Origin of the sequence: Desulfurococcus mucosus DSM 2162 (assembly GCF_000186365.1) — an archaeon.
GTDB lineage: Archaea > Thermoproteota > Thermoprotei_A > Sulfolobales > Desulfurococcaceae > Desulfurococcus > Desulfurococcus mucosus.
In genome coordinates this window covers 828,714-844,212 of record NC_014961.1, presented here as the reverse complement: position 1 = coordinate 844,212, position 15,499 = coordinate 828,714, and the positions used below count along the sequence as shown (strand labels likewise).

13 protein-coding genes are annotated in these 15,499 nt (G+C 51.1%); 3 read left to right on the top strand and 10 right to left on the bottom strand.

Annotation, left to right across the window (positions count from 1 at the left end):
• Positions 1-112: 112 nt before the first annotated feature.
• Complete coding sequence (pheT, locus tag DESMU_RS04300; protein WP_013562375.1) at positions 113-1,777, bottom strand: phenylalanine--tRNA ligase subunit beta; 1,665 nt, start codon at positions 1,775-1,777, stop codon at positions 113-115.
• A gap of 5 nt (positions 1,778-1,782) precedes the next feature.
• Complete coding sequence (locus tag DESMU_RS04295; RefSeq protein ID WP_013562374.1) at positions 1,783-3,447, bottom strand: M28 family peptidase; 1,665 nt, start codon at positions 3,445-3,447, stop codon at positions 1,783-1,785.
• Positions 3,448-3,516: 69 nt separating this feature from the next.
• On the opposite strand from DESMU_RS04295, the gene DESMU_RS04290 reads away from it, so the two are divergent.
• Positions 3,517-5,043, top strand: coding sequence for a glycogen/starch/alpha-glucan phosphorylase (locus DESMU_RS04290; protein ID WP_048813450.1), 1,527 nt, complete (start codon positions 3,517-3,519; stop codon positions 5,041-5,043).
• Here DESMU_RS04290 and DESMU_RS04285 read toward each other — a convergent pair.
• From DESMU_RS04285 to DESMU_RS04250, 8 genes are all read right to left on the bottom strand, one after another.
• Positions 5,036-5,452: a universal stress protein gene (locus tag DESMU_RS04285; protein WP_013562372.1), complete on the bottom strand. Its 417-nt coding sequence runs from the start codon at positions 5,450-5,452 to the stop codon at positions 5,036-5,038. The two genes, DESMU_RS04290 and DESMU_RS04285, sit on opposite strands and share 8 nt — an antisense overlap.
• Entirely contained in the window at positions 5,449-6,519 is a 1,071-nt protein-coding gene (locus DESMU_RS04280; protein WP_013562371.1) for a type II glyceraldehyde-3-phosphate dehydrogenase, read from the bottom strand. The genes DESMU_RS04285 and DESMU_RS04280 overlap by 4 nt, the downstream gene beginning before the upstream one ends.
• 2 nt (positions 6,520-6,521) lie before the next feature.
• Entirely contained in the window at positions 6,522-7,760 is a 1,239-nt protein-coding gene (locus tag DESMU_RS04275; RefSeq protein ID WP_013562370.1) for a phosphoglycerate kinase, read from the bottom strand.
• 164 nt (positions 7,761-7,924) lie between these two features.
• Positions 7,925-9,136: a 4Fe-4S dicluster-binding protein gene (locus tag DESMU_RS04270; RefSeq protein ID WP_013562369.1), complete on the bottom strand. Its 1,212-nt coding sequence runs from the start codon at positions 9,134-9,136 to the stop codon at positions 7,925-7,927.
• 220 nt (positions 9,137-9,356) lie between these two features.
• Positions 9,357-9,542, bottom strand: a complete 186-nt coding sequence (locus tag DESMU_RS04265; protein WP_013562368.1) for a chromatin protein Cren7 — start codon at positions 9,540-9,542, stop codon at positions 9,357-9,359.
• A 363-nt stretch (positions 9,543-9,905) separates the two neighbouring features.
• Positions 9,906-11,066, bottom strand: a complete 1,161-nt coding sequence (locus DESMU_RS04260) for an ATP-binding protein (protein WP_013562367.1) — start codon at positions 11,064-11,066, stop codon at positions 9,906-9,908.
• Positions 11,067-11,108: 42 nt separating this feature from the next.
• Positions 11,109-11,981: a hypothetical protein gene (locus DESMU_RS04255; RefSeq protein ID WP_013562366.1), complete on the bottom strand. Its 873-nt coding sequence runs from the start codon at positions 11,979-11,981 to the stop codon at positions 11,109-11,111.
• 130 nt (positions 11,982-12,111) lie between these two features.
• The gene (locus tag DESMU_RS04250) at positions 12,112-12,879 is read right to left on the bottom strand and encodes a PA14 domain-containing protein (protein ID WP_013562365.1); all 768 of its coding nucleotides are present in this window, start codon (positions 12,877-12,879) and stop codon (positions 12,112-12,114) included.
• A gap of 90 nt (positions 12,880-12,969) precedes the next feature.
• Between DESMU_RS04250 and DESMU_RS04245 the strand changes: the two genes are divergently transcribed.
• Positions 12,970-13,755, top strand: a complete 786-nt coding sequence (locus DESMU_RS04245; RefSeq protein ID WP_013562364.1) for a phosphohydrolase — start codon at positions 12,970-12,972, stop codon at positions 13,753-13,755.
• A 277-nt stretch (positions 13,756-14,032) separates the two neighbouring features.
• Complete coding sequence (locus tag DESMU_RS04240) at positions 14,033-15,127, top strand: asparagine synthetase A (RefSeq protein WP_013562363.1); 1,095 nt, start codon at positions 14,033-14,035, stop codon at positions 15,125-15,127.
• The last annotated feature ends 372 nt before the right edge of the window (positions 15,128-15,499 follow it).

The following is a 15,499-nucleotide window of genomic DNA, read 5'->3' as shown; positions in this document are numbered from 1 at the left end:
ATGGTTAGCGTGGATGGATTCGAGAAGCCGAGTGCTTCAGCTAGGCCCGTGCATTCATCCCCTTTACGAGTCATCCCTTCCAAGCTTCATCCTCGCCTAGACATGATAAACATCAATGGTTAATAACCTTGTTCAAGACCATCTCAGCGATAACCACTGGGTTGACGACTCCAAGCCTATACAATATCCCTGGTTCAACCTCGCCCACGAAGCCTACATTGTCATCGTCCACCCGTATCACCGCAGTTCTCCCCTGGAGAAAACCAGCGATAGTTGCACCTTCAAATAGGGGTTTGACACCGAGATCCCTGAGCAAAGCCTTCACCACTGCTAGACCATCGGTGAGCGTGGCCTTCTCATGGGAGAGCGCCACACAGAGCCTTCTCTCAACGCGTGCCCCTGTCTCCCTCGACGCATCCGGTATTACGACATCCCCTATTTCGAAGACAGCTATTCTAGGCCTCTTACCAGTGTTCTCCACAATGGTCTCAAGTAAGCCCGGCGTCAGCCATGACCTTAAAGCCGTATATTTCTCCGACTTGGGGTTTTCAACGATGAAGACTTCGCGCCCACCGCCGAGTAGCGAGGTCTGTGCCTCAACACTGCTCATCATGTAGTTCGACACCTCTGTAAACCCCATTCCAACCAGTATATCCCTTATTCTTCTCGAGGCATATTCAAGTGGATGCAGTCTTCCAACACTGATGGATGGAGGCAGGGAGTCTGCTTGCCCACCTAGTGCGTGGTATCCATAGGACACAGCTATGTCCTCTGCTACATCCACCCATGTCTTCACGTCGATTCTGTAGGCTGGTGCTTCAACACTGAATACTTTCCCGCTCACGGATTTAACCCTGTAGTAGTGTTGTTGAAGTAGCTTGAGTGCTTCCTCCACGCTTAGCTCAACGCCAAGCAGCCTGCTCACGTCGCCAAGGTCTACAGTGATAGTGCTCCCGGCCTTCCTCGGTGCTTCAATAACCAGTCCGCCTGGGTGCTCTACTCTCACAAGCTCCACTACGCCGCTCCGGGAGCGCTCCACTATGTTGGCTGACATTATGGTAACCATGTCTACTACTATATCGGGGCTTAAACCGGTTGAATCAACCAGTATATTACGCGTCTTTGTCGTCACCTTATTGTAGTCGGCATTAAGTATCGGGGCCAGGCTCAGTATCCTCTCCTCGGAGTCCATGAGCACCGGGTACCTTTCCATGTGCTCGATTATGTATCCGTACAGCCTCCCTTTATCGGTCTTGCTGAGAACCTCTCTAAGGGTCATCTCGCGTTTCTCGTTGAGCGGGATATATTTTGCTTTATCTGGATCTACGGCGCGGTAGTATATGGGTGGCTTAATGAGATCGAGATCGTATACCCCTATGCTCGCCTTCCTGCGTCCACGGCCATAGGTTGAAGCCAGCTTCTCCTGTAGTTGCATGATCTGTGAGATCGCCTCCTCGCTTAACACTACATCCCTTACAACGGCGAGGGCTATGTAGGGTCTACCTGCAACATCCTCCGCGTATCCCCTTACATTTCCCGACTCCTCAATCCTGTAGTGCCTTTCCTTCAGGCCTAGGAAAGGCCTAAGTGCTCTCGCCAAGCCCTCGCTACTGAATAAGTCGGGGCGATCATGGTTTGCTTCATACTCAACTGTGTCGCCCGCGATATTCTCGATCTCGCATTTAAGCCTAGTCAACCCCTTGTAGAGTTCCTCCAGTGTGAGCCTCTTAGCTAAGAGGCTCTCCAGGTCACTCATGCTGACCCTGATCACTGGCATGTGTATCACTTCAACACTTCATTCCTGATTAATTCCCATGCTTCGCTAATTAACGCTTCCTCCCTATTGCTCCATTTAACCAGGTTTTCGAGTTGGAATAGCTGTGATGCATCACTTATGCCGTTGACGTATGCTAGAGGGGCATAAAGGGTTAGATATGATACAGCACCCTTAACCTCGGTTATCTCCCTATACTTCTCGAAGCCTATGAGCCTCTGTATCAGTCTAGTCGACACCGGTGAGGCAATCCCCCTTATTTCACCGGGCTTGAGCCTGGCTTGATCACTGATTCTCCTTGAGAGCTCGTCTAACCCGGTGTTGAATCCAGTCTTCATGGCTTCCAGAGCGTACCATGTCTTCAGGTAGTCTAGAAACACGTTGGTGACGAAATTAACCCTATACCTCTTATAGGCCATGTACGCTGCGAGCAGTGATGCAACAGCTGTATCGGTTAAGCTGCGTTGCGAGAGGGTTTCCGCTGTATCCATGTCTGTGTGGTAGTACTTGCTGGGCCACTCGTTAAGCATGACTGTGTCTACTCCCCATGAGAGGAAGACGTCGTGGTCGCTTCCAGCAGTATACGGTGATAGAGAGTACCTGGATCCAGGGAGATCGAATCCACTGAAGGAGGGAGCCGTGTCAAGGACTGCTTTCACCGCTAGATATGTGTATGGAACAATGGTTGAATCCATGTAGAGGGGGGCATTAACGATGTTGAGTGTTGAACCAGTAATCCACTGCTTGGAGCCCACCATGTCCAAGTTCACTACTCCAAGCGGGCGCCATGGTAGTGCCCTATCCAGGTACACGGTGCCAGTGAACTCTGGCACCCATACATGGCATAGAGGTATGTCTAGCCTCATTACATGGGAGATGAAGGCGGCCACGTAATTGGCGACGCTTCCACTGGCATTGTCATGGGCACCGGGCCTGGGGTGACATATATGGCTTACGAGGACTACTCCGGGGCCATCTACGTTGTCGTTGCAAGCGATGAGAACGTGCATGGGCTTACTCGTATACCTGGATCTATTGCTCCAGCATACCTCTATCTTCCTGCCAGGGTTCTCCACGAGCATAGACATGAGTTTCAATGCCGTCCTATACGGTATGTTCATTACAACTGTATCCTTGACCTCGTTGCTATGGAGGAATAGACCGGTGTATGGGACGGCGTCAATGTATCTTTTCGGCTCGTAAACTACGACGAGTTTCGCATCGGCCCTGCTATAGGCCTCGTAGGCGGGTCCCCTGGCCAGTACAGCGTCACCATGGCACTCACCGCCATTGCATAGTGAGAGGGTTCCGCATCCCTCCCCTGGCGGGGAGTGCGCTGCCACCAGTGTTGGATGCTCGGTGAAGCTGTATTCCTCGAGTAGTTTACCGCCTGCCTTGAACTGTAGGAATGCATCCTCTATCTCCCAGGATACGGGTGAATCTATGAACCCCTTCCTTGAGTCACTTGGCACCTCGATCACACGGGGCGAGTACCCTATTCCCTCTAATGCGTCATAGAGGTCGCTTAACGCGTTTTCGAGCCCGGTGCTTCCCTGGATCCTATGGTGTCGCGTCAACATGTTTACCATGTCCGATGTAAGTGAGCCACGTGCGTTTTTCGCAAGGGAGCTCAATAATTCTTTAATCAAGCCTGTCAATCCCCATGTAGGCAATATTTAATAATTCACCACTAAATTAAAGGTAGCGAACCATTAAAAACCGCTTGCTTGAGGAGATACCGGGTGGTCATAGTCAGCATAACCCCTGAAATAGCCCTTGAGGGTTCACGCATATTTGCAGGGGGGCTCGGTGTTCTCGAGGGAGATAAGCTCTACGGAGCCGGCGACATGGGGTTGGACTATGTTGCATTATCCCTCTTCTACAGGCATGGCTATGTTTCGATATCGTTCCAGGGGTTGCAACCCTCCCTAGGCCCTGAGAGACAGGAGAAGAGTTTCCTGGAGAAGCTGACCCCTGAAGAAGAGTTCGTCGTGACCCTGAAAGGCAATGAGGTAATAGTTAGACCATGGGTCTACAGGTATAAGACGGCGAAAGCCGTGTTATTTGAGGCTGTCTGCCCCCAGTGGGCTAGGAAGCTCACTGAGAGAGTGTACCTTGAGGACGGGATGGAGGAGACATTCCTCAAGTACGCTCTATTAGCGAAGGCGGCATCCCACTACATCAGGAATGTCATCGGGCTGGAGAACATAAGCGTCGTAGACCTCGAGGAATCGTATACGGCATTAATCCTGAACACGCTTGACCTGGCTGACAGGGCTAGGATAATAATCCATACTCCTGGCCCCTGGGGGCACCCCGGGTTCCCAGGCGAGTTCATAGCTAGAGAGTTCGGGTTGTTCCTAGGGGACTATGTGAGCCTTTCAGAGTATGCGCTTTCACGGCTTAAGTCAGCAATAGTGGTCTCGAAGAAGCAGGAGGATGTCGTGGGCAAAATATTTCCGGCACACGCGGGTAAGTTCAGGGGGATAACTAACGGCATATACCTGCCGAGATGGATGCATCCAGAGCTCTACAAGGCGTGGAGGCAGGGGGTTTTCCAGCGAGAGATCCTTGTGAAGGCGAGGAGTGAGTCACGCGGGAGGCTTCTCTCCCTGATTAGAAGCGTTAAGAGTAATGTGAATGCTGATGGTAGAATAATCGTGGCGTGGACGAGGAGGCTGGCTAGGTATAAGAGACCGTACTTTGCGGCTAGATTCATAGAGGAGAATCCTGATGTGAACGCGTTCTTCATACTAGCCGGCAAACCCCATCCAAGAGATAACGACGGGTTGGGGTACTTGAAGAAGTTCAGGGAGCTCGATCTAAAGCTCGCGAACACCGTGTATCTCCAGGACTATAACATTGAGACGGCAAGACTCATTGCCCAGGGGTCAGACCTATGGCTTTTCACACCGTTCAGTGGGTGGGAGGCCTGTGGAACAAGCTTTATGAAAGCACAAGTAAACGGGGTGCCAGTGCTTTCAAGCAGGGATGGAGGAGCCCTTGAAATAATTGAAGACGGGGTCACCGGCTGGTTGTTCGGCCAGGATCTCAGGGACTTCACCAATATATACACTGATCCAAGGGCCGGCGAGATAGATGAGAGGGAATACCAGGAGTTCAGGAATAAGCTTCTATGGATAATAGACATGTATCAGAGCGATCCTGAGAAGTATCTCGAGATATCGATGAATGCTTGGATGAAGACGCCTGGGAAAGTGGACATAGCCGGCGTGCTTAAAAAATACTATTTTGAAACCACTACCTGATTATGAACACTGAAACCGGTGAATTTATCACTAGTGAGAGGGCTGTGCTACCTATCGGTATATCTGTTGTGAGACTGAGGCCGCGGGCACCGAGCACTACTGCGTCATAGCCTCCTTCTATAATCTCCCTCACTAGAGTGGAGGGCGTGTTACTGTTGGAGGGATCGTACTCTATGACCTTGTATTGCACGTTGAGTCCTTCTCTAGCGATCTTTATTCTTGCACGTTCAAAGGGGTCGCCTCTTGAATCCCCCTTGGGCTTAGCATATGCAACAACTATCTTGGAGCCGTAGTGCTTGGCTAAGTCTAGTGCGAATTCAAGTGCTTTTAGACTGTTCTCGCTTCCATCTATTGGGACAAGTATTTTTCTAAAGTAGAAGCTTATCTCGTATGTAGGGGCCTCGCTCATGGAGCTCCACCAATCTGGATATATCCATGGGGGCTAATGAATCTTCTCAACCCGCCGATACCTAGGGTGCTGTCCACTCTTTCCATCACTTTCAATGGGTCTGATTCGATGCCCAGCATAGCGTAGGCTACATCAATGTTCTCCGGGATAACTATCGACTCCTGGTGTATGCCTTGGAAGAGGTAGAGTCTGGAGGCGTTAATGCTTAGCGAATCAATGAACACGATGTTTTCATAAATATCACCACGCGGCCTACCGCTGTCTCTCGCTAGCTCCATTACCTTGCTCGTGGAATCTATGCCTGTCGAAGCGGATTCAACCAGTAGGAACCTGTTGATTCCGTCAAGGAGTTCCACTACATCACCTCTATTCACCTGGGTTGAGAGCTCTACTTCAATGAACTGCATATGCATAAGTGTCGTGGGGACGACTGCAGCGGCTGTCACTATGTCCAACCATGGTGCAACGGTTCGAGCATCTAGTCCGTGGTGGCTCGGTATGCTAGGTGGATCCAGGAGTATTGAGTTCACGGGTCCCCTTTGATCCTCCTTTGGATCGGCTGCTCTCCTGATTATTACTGAAAGCGCTCTCTTCACACCATACTCCCTGTGCAGGGTGCACAGTAGCCTCAACATACCGGTGGTGTTACAGCTTACGACTCTCACATACTTCTTGTTTAATGCTTCCTCGAAATTACAGAGGGTACTATAGCTGAGCTCAGCTACCCCGGGTTCCTCGCCTCCTTGGAAAACCCCGGGTTTCCCATAGGATTCATAGATCTTCTTGTTGCCGGCTCCCTTGCCCCCGGGTGATGCGTCATATATTAGGTCTGCTTCTTCAAAGAGGTAGTCTACGTATCCATGGGGCTCTAAGCCGGCTTCACGGAACTCGCTAGCTCTCTCCCTGGGCACATATATGGGTATTCCCTTCCTGGCGGCCAGGTAGGCGGAGTAGTCTACCCTGTACTTGGCTATCCCAACCAGCCTGAAATCCTTGTTGGATAGCACGGCGTCAACTATTCTCTTCCCTATTGTTCCATAGCCGTTTACAGCGATCTTCACGGGCATAGCTACCATCCCAGGAACATTTTAGCCGATAACTCCAGGGCTTTCAGTGCTGGGAGCTCCTCGCCTGAGAGGAAGAGTAGCAGGGCGTTTCCACCTGTTGATACATGTATTCTGCTTGTCAGCTTCGATTCATCAACCATGGATGCCAGGTGCCCTCCCGCTATAAGTGTGAACGCGTTGGAGCTGTAGACGGCGTCAAGTATCCTTAGTGTGCCCTCCCTGAATCTTTCATCCTCTATTACTCCGGCTGGGCCACGCATCACTATAATCCTGGCGTCCCTTATCAGGTCGCTATATATTTGCATAGTGTTCTCGCCTATGTCCTTGGCTACACCAGTGATTCCGCCGATGTAGGTGTTCCTGACATCACCGTTGACCTCGACCCTTAGGTCAACTGGTGTCTCTATCGGTGCACCGCGTAGCAGTATATACCTGGCTCTTGGAACCAGTGGTAGAAGTCCCTTCTCTTCAAGTATCTTCATGTTCTCGGTTCCTATGTTTACCCCTTTAGCGGCTAGGAATAACTGTGCCAGGAGGCCTGTGGTAAGTATCCGGTCAGCCAGCTTATTCCTCATCAGGTTCTCGATAACTCTCAGCAGCTCCCTGACTTTTGAGCCGCCGAGCACGTATATCCTGGGGGATTCAGCCGAGTTAAATACTCTCCTAACAGCGGCGATCTCTTGTTCGAAGAGGGGGCCCATGCAGCTAGGCATGAGTAGTGGTAGTCCCACAATGCTTGGCTGGCTTCTATGCGCGGTTGCGAAGGCGTCGTTTACATATATGTTGAAGACTGCTGAGAGCCGCTTAGCCATGATTGTCAGCGCCTGCCTCTCCGGGGGAGCCTCGATCACCTCCTCTGAAAGCAGCCTGAGGTTGTCGAGGAGTAGTGCTTCACCGGGTTTCAGATTGTTGATTTCCTCTAGGGCTCTTGGACCTATGATGTCTGGGACGTAGCGTATATCTCTCCCAGTATACTTGGAGAGTAGCTCCGCATGCTTCTCCATTGTTGTGAAATCGTCGTCGCCCGGCCTCCCCTGGTGTGAAGCCAGTACCAGGGCAGGCTGGTAGTCCTCGAGCATCTTCTTGATGAACATGGAGTGTATCTTTATGCGTCTATCATCGAGGATGTCGCCTGTTTCAGGATCTATAGGGACATTTACATCTATCCGCATGAATACCTTCTTGCCTGAAATATTGACGTCCCTTACGGAGGGTAGTCGAGGAATCTCGAGGTGGCTCATCTCACGCACCGCTTCTGTGCTATGGTGTTTTAAGCTTATAACTGTCAATGGAATGGTTTATTTAAATATTTAAAGGATTTCAACGGATCCTTGTACATCACTAATTTAAATAGTTATCATAAGCTAGAGTATTTGAAAAAATTAAGGTATTTGATGAAAACAAGCTACTTCTCCACGAAGTGAATCGCCCTTGTGGGGCACACGCTTGTACACAACCCGCATCCATAGCACTTCGTTAAATCAATCCTTGCAACGCGTTTCCCGCCAGCGTCCTCGACATGCACGGCGTCATAGTTGCATACCTGCTCGCAGAAGCCGCATCCAATACACTTCTTCTCGTCGACAACCGGGGGCTGTGCCCAAACCCTTCTTGGCTCGGGCCTCAGGTACTTCAACGATGCACCTTTCACGTCGAGTATGCTTGCATATCCATGGCGATCCAGCCATTCATTCACCTCTTTCAGTATCCTTGTGAAGACCCCTGGGCCTTCTACTAGTGCAGCCGTACATATCTGCACAGCTGAGGCACCGGCCATGAAGTACTCTATGACGTCGAGGCCCCTGCTAATCCCTCCAACACCTATCACCGGTAGCTTGGTGTTCAACGCTGCCTGGGAGACCACGGCTAGTGCAAGGGGTTTGAGTGCTGGGCCGCTCATCCACCCGTATCCATATGGTCCACCCACTATGGGCATCCCGGTTTCTACATCTATGTGTAGTGCTGGACCTATAGTGTTCGTTGCAACGATTCCATCGACCCCAACCTTCTCGAGCTCTTTAACCAGCTCGGGTATGTTCGGTGTGAACGGGCTCAGCTTCGGGAATATCGGTATGCTAACGCTCTCCCTTAGTGCTTTAGCCGCTTCTACAACGGGACGGTAGTCGCGCCCTATGTAGTGGGTGGAGAACTCTATTGCCTGGACGCCAGCCTTCTCGACTTTGGGTCCCAGTAGTGAGAGCTCTTCGGGCGTGTACCCTATGCTCGCTATGAATGCAACGCCTTTCTCGCCGCAGTATTTCTTCACAAGCGGATATTCTCTCTCAAGGTAGTGTTCAGCCGGTATATCGCTCCATAGCTCAGCGTTGAGTACAGCGTATATAAACCGGTAGTTCCCGCTGTCAACCGGTGTTATCCTTACATCCCCGGGTTTCAGGGTCTTCAACAGGTTTGCCCTGACAACGCCTCGATCAACTGCAGCCATGCTTGGACGCGGCACTATGGCGGGCTTCACGCTTATAGTCTTAGCAACTACCGCGCCGACACCGGCGTCAACTAGTTCCCTCATGGCCTCGTAGTCTCTTGAGACAGGGCACGCGGCATTCATCAATGGGTTCTTTAACTTGAGCCCCGCTAACTCAACGCTTAGGTCAGCCATCTTCCATCCCACTTCACTCTTTACCAGTATATATGGTAGGGCTAGGTAAATAAGTGTTTCAAGCAGGTGTGAAATAGCATCATGTCGAACCCTGCGGGCATACAGTAGGCTCCCAGACAGCCCCGTTGAGCACACAACGGGAAACCGGTTGCAGGAGCACGTTAGGAAGGCGCTTCATCCACGAGGGAATCTAGGCTCCCAGGGTGTGTGGAGGAAAAAACTAGCTGCAGAGCGGGTAGTTTTCTGGAACCTTCGTCCTGAAGTATCTCCCGGACTCCGGATCCTGGAATAACCCTACCTTGACGCCTTTCCTACCTCTCGGGTTAAGCTGCCACACCTTTACAGGTACTAGCTCGAGTTCTCTACCACTCGGGGTTTTCACCTTTACTTTCTCTGTACATGGCATGGTGTTCACCGCTCTAAATTAACATGTTAATCCCTTATATAACTTTTTCCCATGATTTGGTAACTGAGTGACTTAGCATAGCACATGACTACTTAGACATGAAACAATGTTATTCGTTTTCAACCATGGCGTCTAGTTGACTCAGGAAGGGTGCTCGGATACCCCAGGGCTGAGATCATTCACGGTGTCTCGAGGCATGACTCTCCTCATCGCACCATTGATATCTTCAGCAATAGGAGATTTATGCCTTACCGTACACCTCTAACCCGGGTCATCCAGTGTTGTAGGAGCCCGTTTAATGCTGGGGAACGGGTCTTGTGAAAAGTATGGCCCGCCCCGGGAGGCCGGGGCGGGCGAGGCCGATTATGATGCACCGTACTTATCCTGCCACTCCTTGTATGCCTCGAGCCATGAGGGATCAATGCTGGGCTTTCTCTTCTCTATTACTTTGATGAAGTCATCCGTGGTTAGAGGCCGTAGGGACTTTATGTCCTCGGGCTTCGACAAGCCCTTCTCGTTCAGCTCCTCCGCGACGTTGTTTTGAACCTCCTTCACGATGCTTGCAATGTCTGCTGGACTATAGTTTTCCGTTAGCTCAGCGAGCTTGTCGTAATCTATGCTGTCGATGGAGTAGACGTCTTTCAGCTTGCCTATGTAGTGTATGAATAACTGTTTCCTTACCTCCTTGTTGGGTGGCGGTACATATATCCTCTTCTCGAATCTCCTTATGAAGCCTATGTCCAGTGTCCACGGCTTGTTTGTTGCGCCGACGACGAACAACGGCATCTTCTTGTTCTCCTTGCTCTTCAACCCATCCATCTCTATGAGGAACTGGTTTCTCATCCTCTTCTCTCCGCCGACCTCGTTTCCAAGTGGCTGTAGTAGGCTGTCTACTTCATCTATGAATATTATCACGGGCTTGTCCTGGGACGCGTATTCCCTTGCCTTGTCGAACACTTTCTTCACGTTTTTCTCAGCGTCGCCAAGCCATTTACTCATTATGGTTGCTGGGCTCACATTTATTAGGACTGCATCTATCTCGTTGGCTAACGCTATTGCCAGCTCCGTTTTCCCGCAGCCAGGCGGTCCGAACAGCAGTATGCCTTGAGACCACCCTAGTGGGTACAGTTGCGGCGTTTTCACCGGATATATCACGGATCGCTTCAACGCCTGTTTAACTTCTTCGAGATCCACTAGGTCCTTGAAGGTGTTCTTGTTGCTTCTTTTATCGGGTTCTAGGACTTCGACGACGTCGTCTATGCTTGCCTCTCCCTGGGGTCCCCCGATTTTAACTGAGCCTGAGACATATTTCTCCAGTATGCTGACGCGATTCCTGTACTTCTGTATTAGATCCCTGTACGTCTCTGCGAGAGGGGAGTCGGGGTACAGCTTCAGGTATTTTGAGAGCAGGTCTATGGCTGCATTATAGTACTTGATAGCGGACTCGTAGTCTCCGGCCTTATCAGCTGAGACGGCTTTATGCGCGTACTCTATGCCTTTATCAACCAGGTACTGCATGCTCATGGCTCTCGATCACCGTTCCTCCAGCGGTTCACAGGGCCTCGTTTAAAACCGCTTCAACTTGATGAGCCCTTTCTCCTCTAGGCGCCTCAGCGCCTCATACACTTTGTCACGGGCAACCCTATACTTGGCTGTGAAGTGGGGTATGTCGAGTATTCCTCCATTACCCCTTAGCTCTGCAAGCAACCATTGTTCAATCACATTCAACGGGATGTCGCTGGATGCATCCACGTTAACTCCCTGTGCGACAGGCGATACCCCCGGTTCAATGGGTGCTGTCTTCAACTCTACGGGGTCGCTGGGCGGGGGTGGAGGTATCTTCTCGGCTAAGCCGGGGCTACCGAGCCTACTCCCCGGTGCACTATGCTCCTCCACGCGTTTAACAGGGGGCTTCCCCTCCCCCTGTGCAATATGCTTTGAGACCAGCGGGTAGGGTGCTGAGGAGCTATCGGTTGAAACCTGTATGCTCCCTACTTTCTGCTCGATCGCCCTTATCAAGCTGACTAGTTGCGGGTTAATCTTCTCGACCTCTGGCTCGATCCGCTTCAACTCGTCTAGTACCTCGGGTAACGCCTTCATGGGCTCCTGGATCTGCGTGATTGTTTCAAGCCTGAGCTTGACCCTTGTGAGATCGTAGAGTACCTTTGTGAAGAGCGCGATGTATCCTGAAATGTTCCTGCTCTCCTCATCTATTATCCTCTGGATCTCCTTATCCTGGGCTCCACTGGACTTCACTTTCCTCGTATGCTCTTCAAGCGTCATTTCGAGGCCTTTCTTGGATGCCTCAATGCTCCTTATCATTCTCTCCATGAGGACAATGGATTCCTCAATGTTCTTTACTAAAGGATCCTTGGGTTTAAACGCTCCCAGCAGCCTGCTGAAGATGCTTCCCCTGTAGCTACTGATTGATGCAGACATGTCTCAAACCCCGTGCCACGCTTCCGCTATCACATCCCATATGGGACTCTTTTTAAACAATGGGTATAGTAATACAGTGCTAACACCATGCCTCTACATGCATCCCTGGTGAGGCATGTTGGCTGTAGGGCTAGTGCTTAGCGTAATACACTGAGTATTCATCGCCGCCGAAGAGCGTTACTGGCTCAGTGAATCTCGCGAAGACCTCCCCGCTTCCCCGATATATGCTTAAGTATGCTTCCAGTGGTTGCTCCTCCCATGGAATGCTCACCATACATATGTTCATCACGGATACGCATTGCTTCTCAAGTGCTTCATCCCTCAGGGGCAGTAGCCTCACAACGTATCCGTCCGGCAGCCCAGTTATGAATGCGTGTTCCCCTATTGAGAAGTAGTATCTGTCACTCGGGATGGACTCGGCAACGCCGTCCGGCCTTATCCAACCAAGGGTTACCTCCCCGATTCCATCCCTGTTATAGTAGAGTAGCCTAATCCTCCTGTATCCCCTGCCGAGCACTATCTCCGGGCTGCTATGGAGCCTCGGGGGCTGGTCGAACCACGCGTCGACAAGTACCCTGCCATCTACTGAAAGTATTGCACCATCACTTGAGACCACGTAGAACCTATAGGTGCCAGGATAATCTATCTTTATGAACCCCTTGAACTCCGCAATGAACCTCTTGGAGGGGACCTTCTCATGCGGCTTATCGAACCATGTGAAGTCTATGCGGGGGCTAATGGTTTCAGCAATGTATGGCAGGGCACCGGGCTCTCTCGGAGGAGCTCCCTCACTCCACGTGTAGAAACGCGTTCTCACCCCGTTGAGCAAGCCTGGTTTAACCAGTTTCAGCGACACTGTCTGCAAGGCTACCCCTTTCAGACTCAGAGTGGTCTCCACGCTACACTAATAATAATCTATCCTGGGCGGTAAAAATATTAAGTTGTCGGAGGCATTATTGGGGAAGACACGTGTAAGGGTTGGATAAGCATGGTTTTAGTTAGCCCGAAACTCATTGAGTCAATGCTCTCCGGTAACCCCTTGCTTAAACAGGCGTACACTATGCTTGTCAATGATCCCGAGGTTCAAGCTCTTTGGAGCATGGCCAACGTGATGGCTGTTAACCGTTTAAGGTACAATGACCACGGCCCCGTCCACGCGCATATAGCTGCCGGTGCATCCCTCTACATATACCAGTTGCTTCTCTCGAAAGGTGTTCAACCATCATTACTGAGGGACGGCGTAGTGGATGATGTAGGGTACACGTGGCTGGTGCCGTTGTTAGGCTCGCTCCTCCACGACGTAGGCAACAGTGTTCACAGGGATATGCATGAGAGGATTGGCGCAGTAATAGCCATGCCTATTTTGGATAGGGTGCTCGGTAAACTCATACAGGATCAAAGCATCAGGGTTAAGCTGAGGCAGGAAGTGATGCATGCCATATACTGCACCAGCTACGACGTGGAGTGCCTTACATACGAGGCTGGATGCGTTAAAGTAGGGGATGGAGTGGATATGGCTGAGGGAAGGGCTAGAGTACCATACAGGCTTGGCGGAGTCTCGATACATAGTGTTTCAGCACTTAGCATTAAATCAGTCGAGATACTTCCATCCGAAAGAGTATCTGTCAGGATAAACGTCAACATGACTGAGCGTGCAGGCATATTCCAGGTGGACGAAATACTCATCCCGAAGATCTCGTCGACACCGCTGAGGAGCCATATAGAGGTATATGCTTTGATAGGTGATACAGTGGTTAAATCGTATATACCGTAGAGACAAGTATAGGTAGCCAAGACAGTAGGGATACTGGATTTTTAAAGCTGCAATGCGTATTCCATTAGTCGTAAGGTGAGAGGGATGTTATTTAACACGTGGCAGAGATAGCGGTCTACCCGTCTCAAGCCTCCTACTAGGTGAGAAAGTAACCATAAAGGCAAGGATAAAACCCCTCGGCCCCGGAAGAATCCTTGTAAGGGATCCAACAGGCGAGAAAGAGCTCAGGGTAACCGGTGGGAAAGCCAGGGAACTCCTATCACTGCCCTGTGAAACCATGGTGGCTGTGACCGGGGTTCTCACATGGGACGGCTTGGAAGTCGAGGAGTACAGGGTTCTACATAAGCCGCTGAAACCCGAGAAGATATGCGTCGACGATGTTCCCAGCGACCCCGGCGAGTATGCACGGAACTACCATGTGTACGTCAGGCACCCCAGGGTTCTGAGGGCTGTGAAAACATACTCCATGGTGTTGAAGGCTATGAGGAGTATTCTAGACGAACACGGCTTCACGGAACTACCCTCCCCAATAATAGGTTACGTGAGTGATCCAGGATTAAGAGGCGCTGTAAAGGCGTCAATCAAAATGTATGGAAAGGTATATGAGGTTCAGAGCAGTGTAATCATGTATAAACAGCTCTACGCTTCCCTCCTAGGGAAGATATATTATGCAGCCAGGAACCTAAGGGTGGAGCCCGTTGAAAACGCCTCCACCGGGAGACATCTCGCCGAGTTCACCCAGCTAGACGTGGAGGCATCCCTTACCACCGCCGACGACGTGATGATGCTCGCCGAGGAAACTCTATATGGGGCTGTTAAACACTTACTCAACTATCACAGTGGGCTCCTCACACGTGAAGAAGAACGCTTCCTAGAGGAAACCATCATCAAGCCACCCTATCCGAGGATAGACTATGACTCAGCGGTAGAACTATTGAGGCGGAAGGGCTTCACAGTCGAACATGGAAGGGAGCTAAGCTTCGACGCTGAGGCAGCACTAGGGGATATCTATGGAACACCAGTGTGGATACAGGGATTCCCTACGAGTAGCCGCGGATTCTACTACATCCCGGATCCAGGGAAACCCGGCTACAACGTAGACTACAACCTCATCCTACCAAGCCGTGCAGGCGAGGTCCTGGATGGTGGGTGCAGGGAATACAGGTACGAGCACCTGGTCGACAGGATAAAGCACCATGGAGAACCACTCGGGAAGTACAAGTGGTTCCTTGAACTGGCTGAAGCCGGGGCTATTCAGCCCACATGTGGATGGGGTCTCGGCGTAGAGAGGCTGGTCAGGTATATACATAGATTGCCCCATGTAGCCTATGCATCGCCCCACCCAAGGATCCCTGGTGTAATAGGGCCCTAGAGGAAACCAGGGTGCATGTCCTTAGGTCGTTACCCGCCAACTCTTTTTCAAGGACCCCTAGTCCCTGCTACAGTGGTCTCGAGGATCTCCCTCCCGCCCTAAAAGCCGGGGCTTTCAGCTGAACGATTCAAGGTGTCATGAAAAGGTGTTCCAGCAGTGTTCAGGGGGATCAGGCATTATACGGTGAGTCGCCGGAAACCGTGATGGAAGAAAATGAAGGTGTAGGATCCCCATGACTCCACATCAATCGCCCGTGATCTCTGGGCGGGGAAGCCCCTTGAGGAAACCCTGATACGCATGGAATGTTCCTCCAGGGATAAAAGTACTGTAGGGGAAGCAGTGGTTGCGGCTAGTATGTATTGTTGATTTCTG

Excerpts from the sequence above, each read along its gene's own strand:
- DESMU_RS04275 (WP_013562370.1), bottom strand. The coding sequence starts at position 7,760 with ATGAGCCACCTCGAGATTCCTCGACTACCCTCCGTAAGGGACGTCAAT.
- DESMU_RS04245 (WP_013562364.1), top strand. The coding sequence starts at position 12,970 with ATGGTTTTAGTTAGCCCGAAACTCATTGAGTCAATGCTCTCCGGTAAC.
- pheT (WP_013562375.1), bottom strand. The coding sequence starts at position 1,777 with ATGCCAGTGATCAGGGTCAGCATGAGTGACCTGGAGAGCCTCTTAGCT.
- DESMU_RS04270 (WP_013562369.1), bottom strand. The coding sequence starts at position 9,136 with ATGGCTGACCTAAGCGTTGAGTTAGCGGGGCTCAAGTTAAAGAACCCA.
- DESMU_RS04265 (WP_013562368.1), bottom strand. The coding sequence starts at position 9,542 with ATGCCATGTACAGAGAAAGTAAAGGTGAAAACCCCGAGTGGTAGAGAA.
- DESMU_RS04280 (WP_013562371.1), bottom strand. The coding sequence starts at position 6,519 with ATGCCCGTGAAGATCGCTGTAAACGGCTATGGAACAATAGGGAAGAGA.
- DESMU_RS04240 (WP_013562363.1), top strand. The coding sequence starts at position 14,033 with ATGGTGGCTGTGACCGGGGTTCTCACATGGGACGGCTTGGAAGTCGAG.
- DESMU_RS04260 (WP_013562367.1), bottom strand. The coding sequence starts at position 11,066 with ATGAGCATGCAGTACCTGGTTGATAAAGGCATAGAGTACGCGCATAAA.
- DESMU_RS04285 (WP_013562372.1), bottom strand. The coding sequence starts at position 5,452 with ATGAGCGAGGCCCCTACATACGAGATAAGCTTCTACTTTAGAAAAATA.
- DESMU_RS04255 (WP_013562366.1), bottom strand. The coding sequence starts at position 11,981 with ATGTCTGCATCAATCAGTAGCTACAGGGGAAGCATCTTCAGCAGGCTG.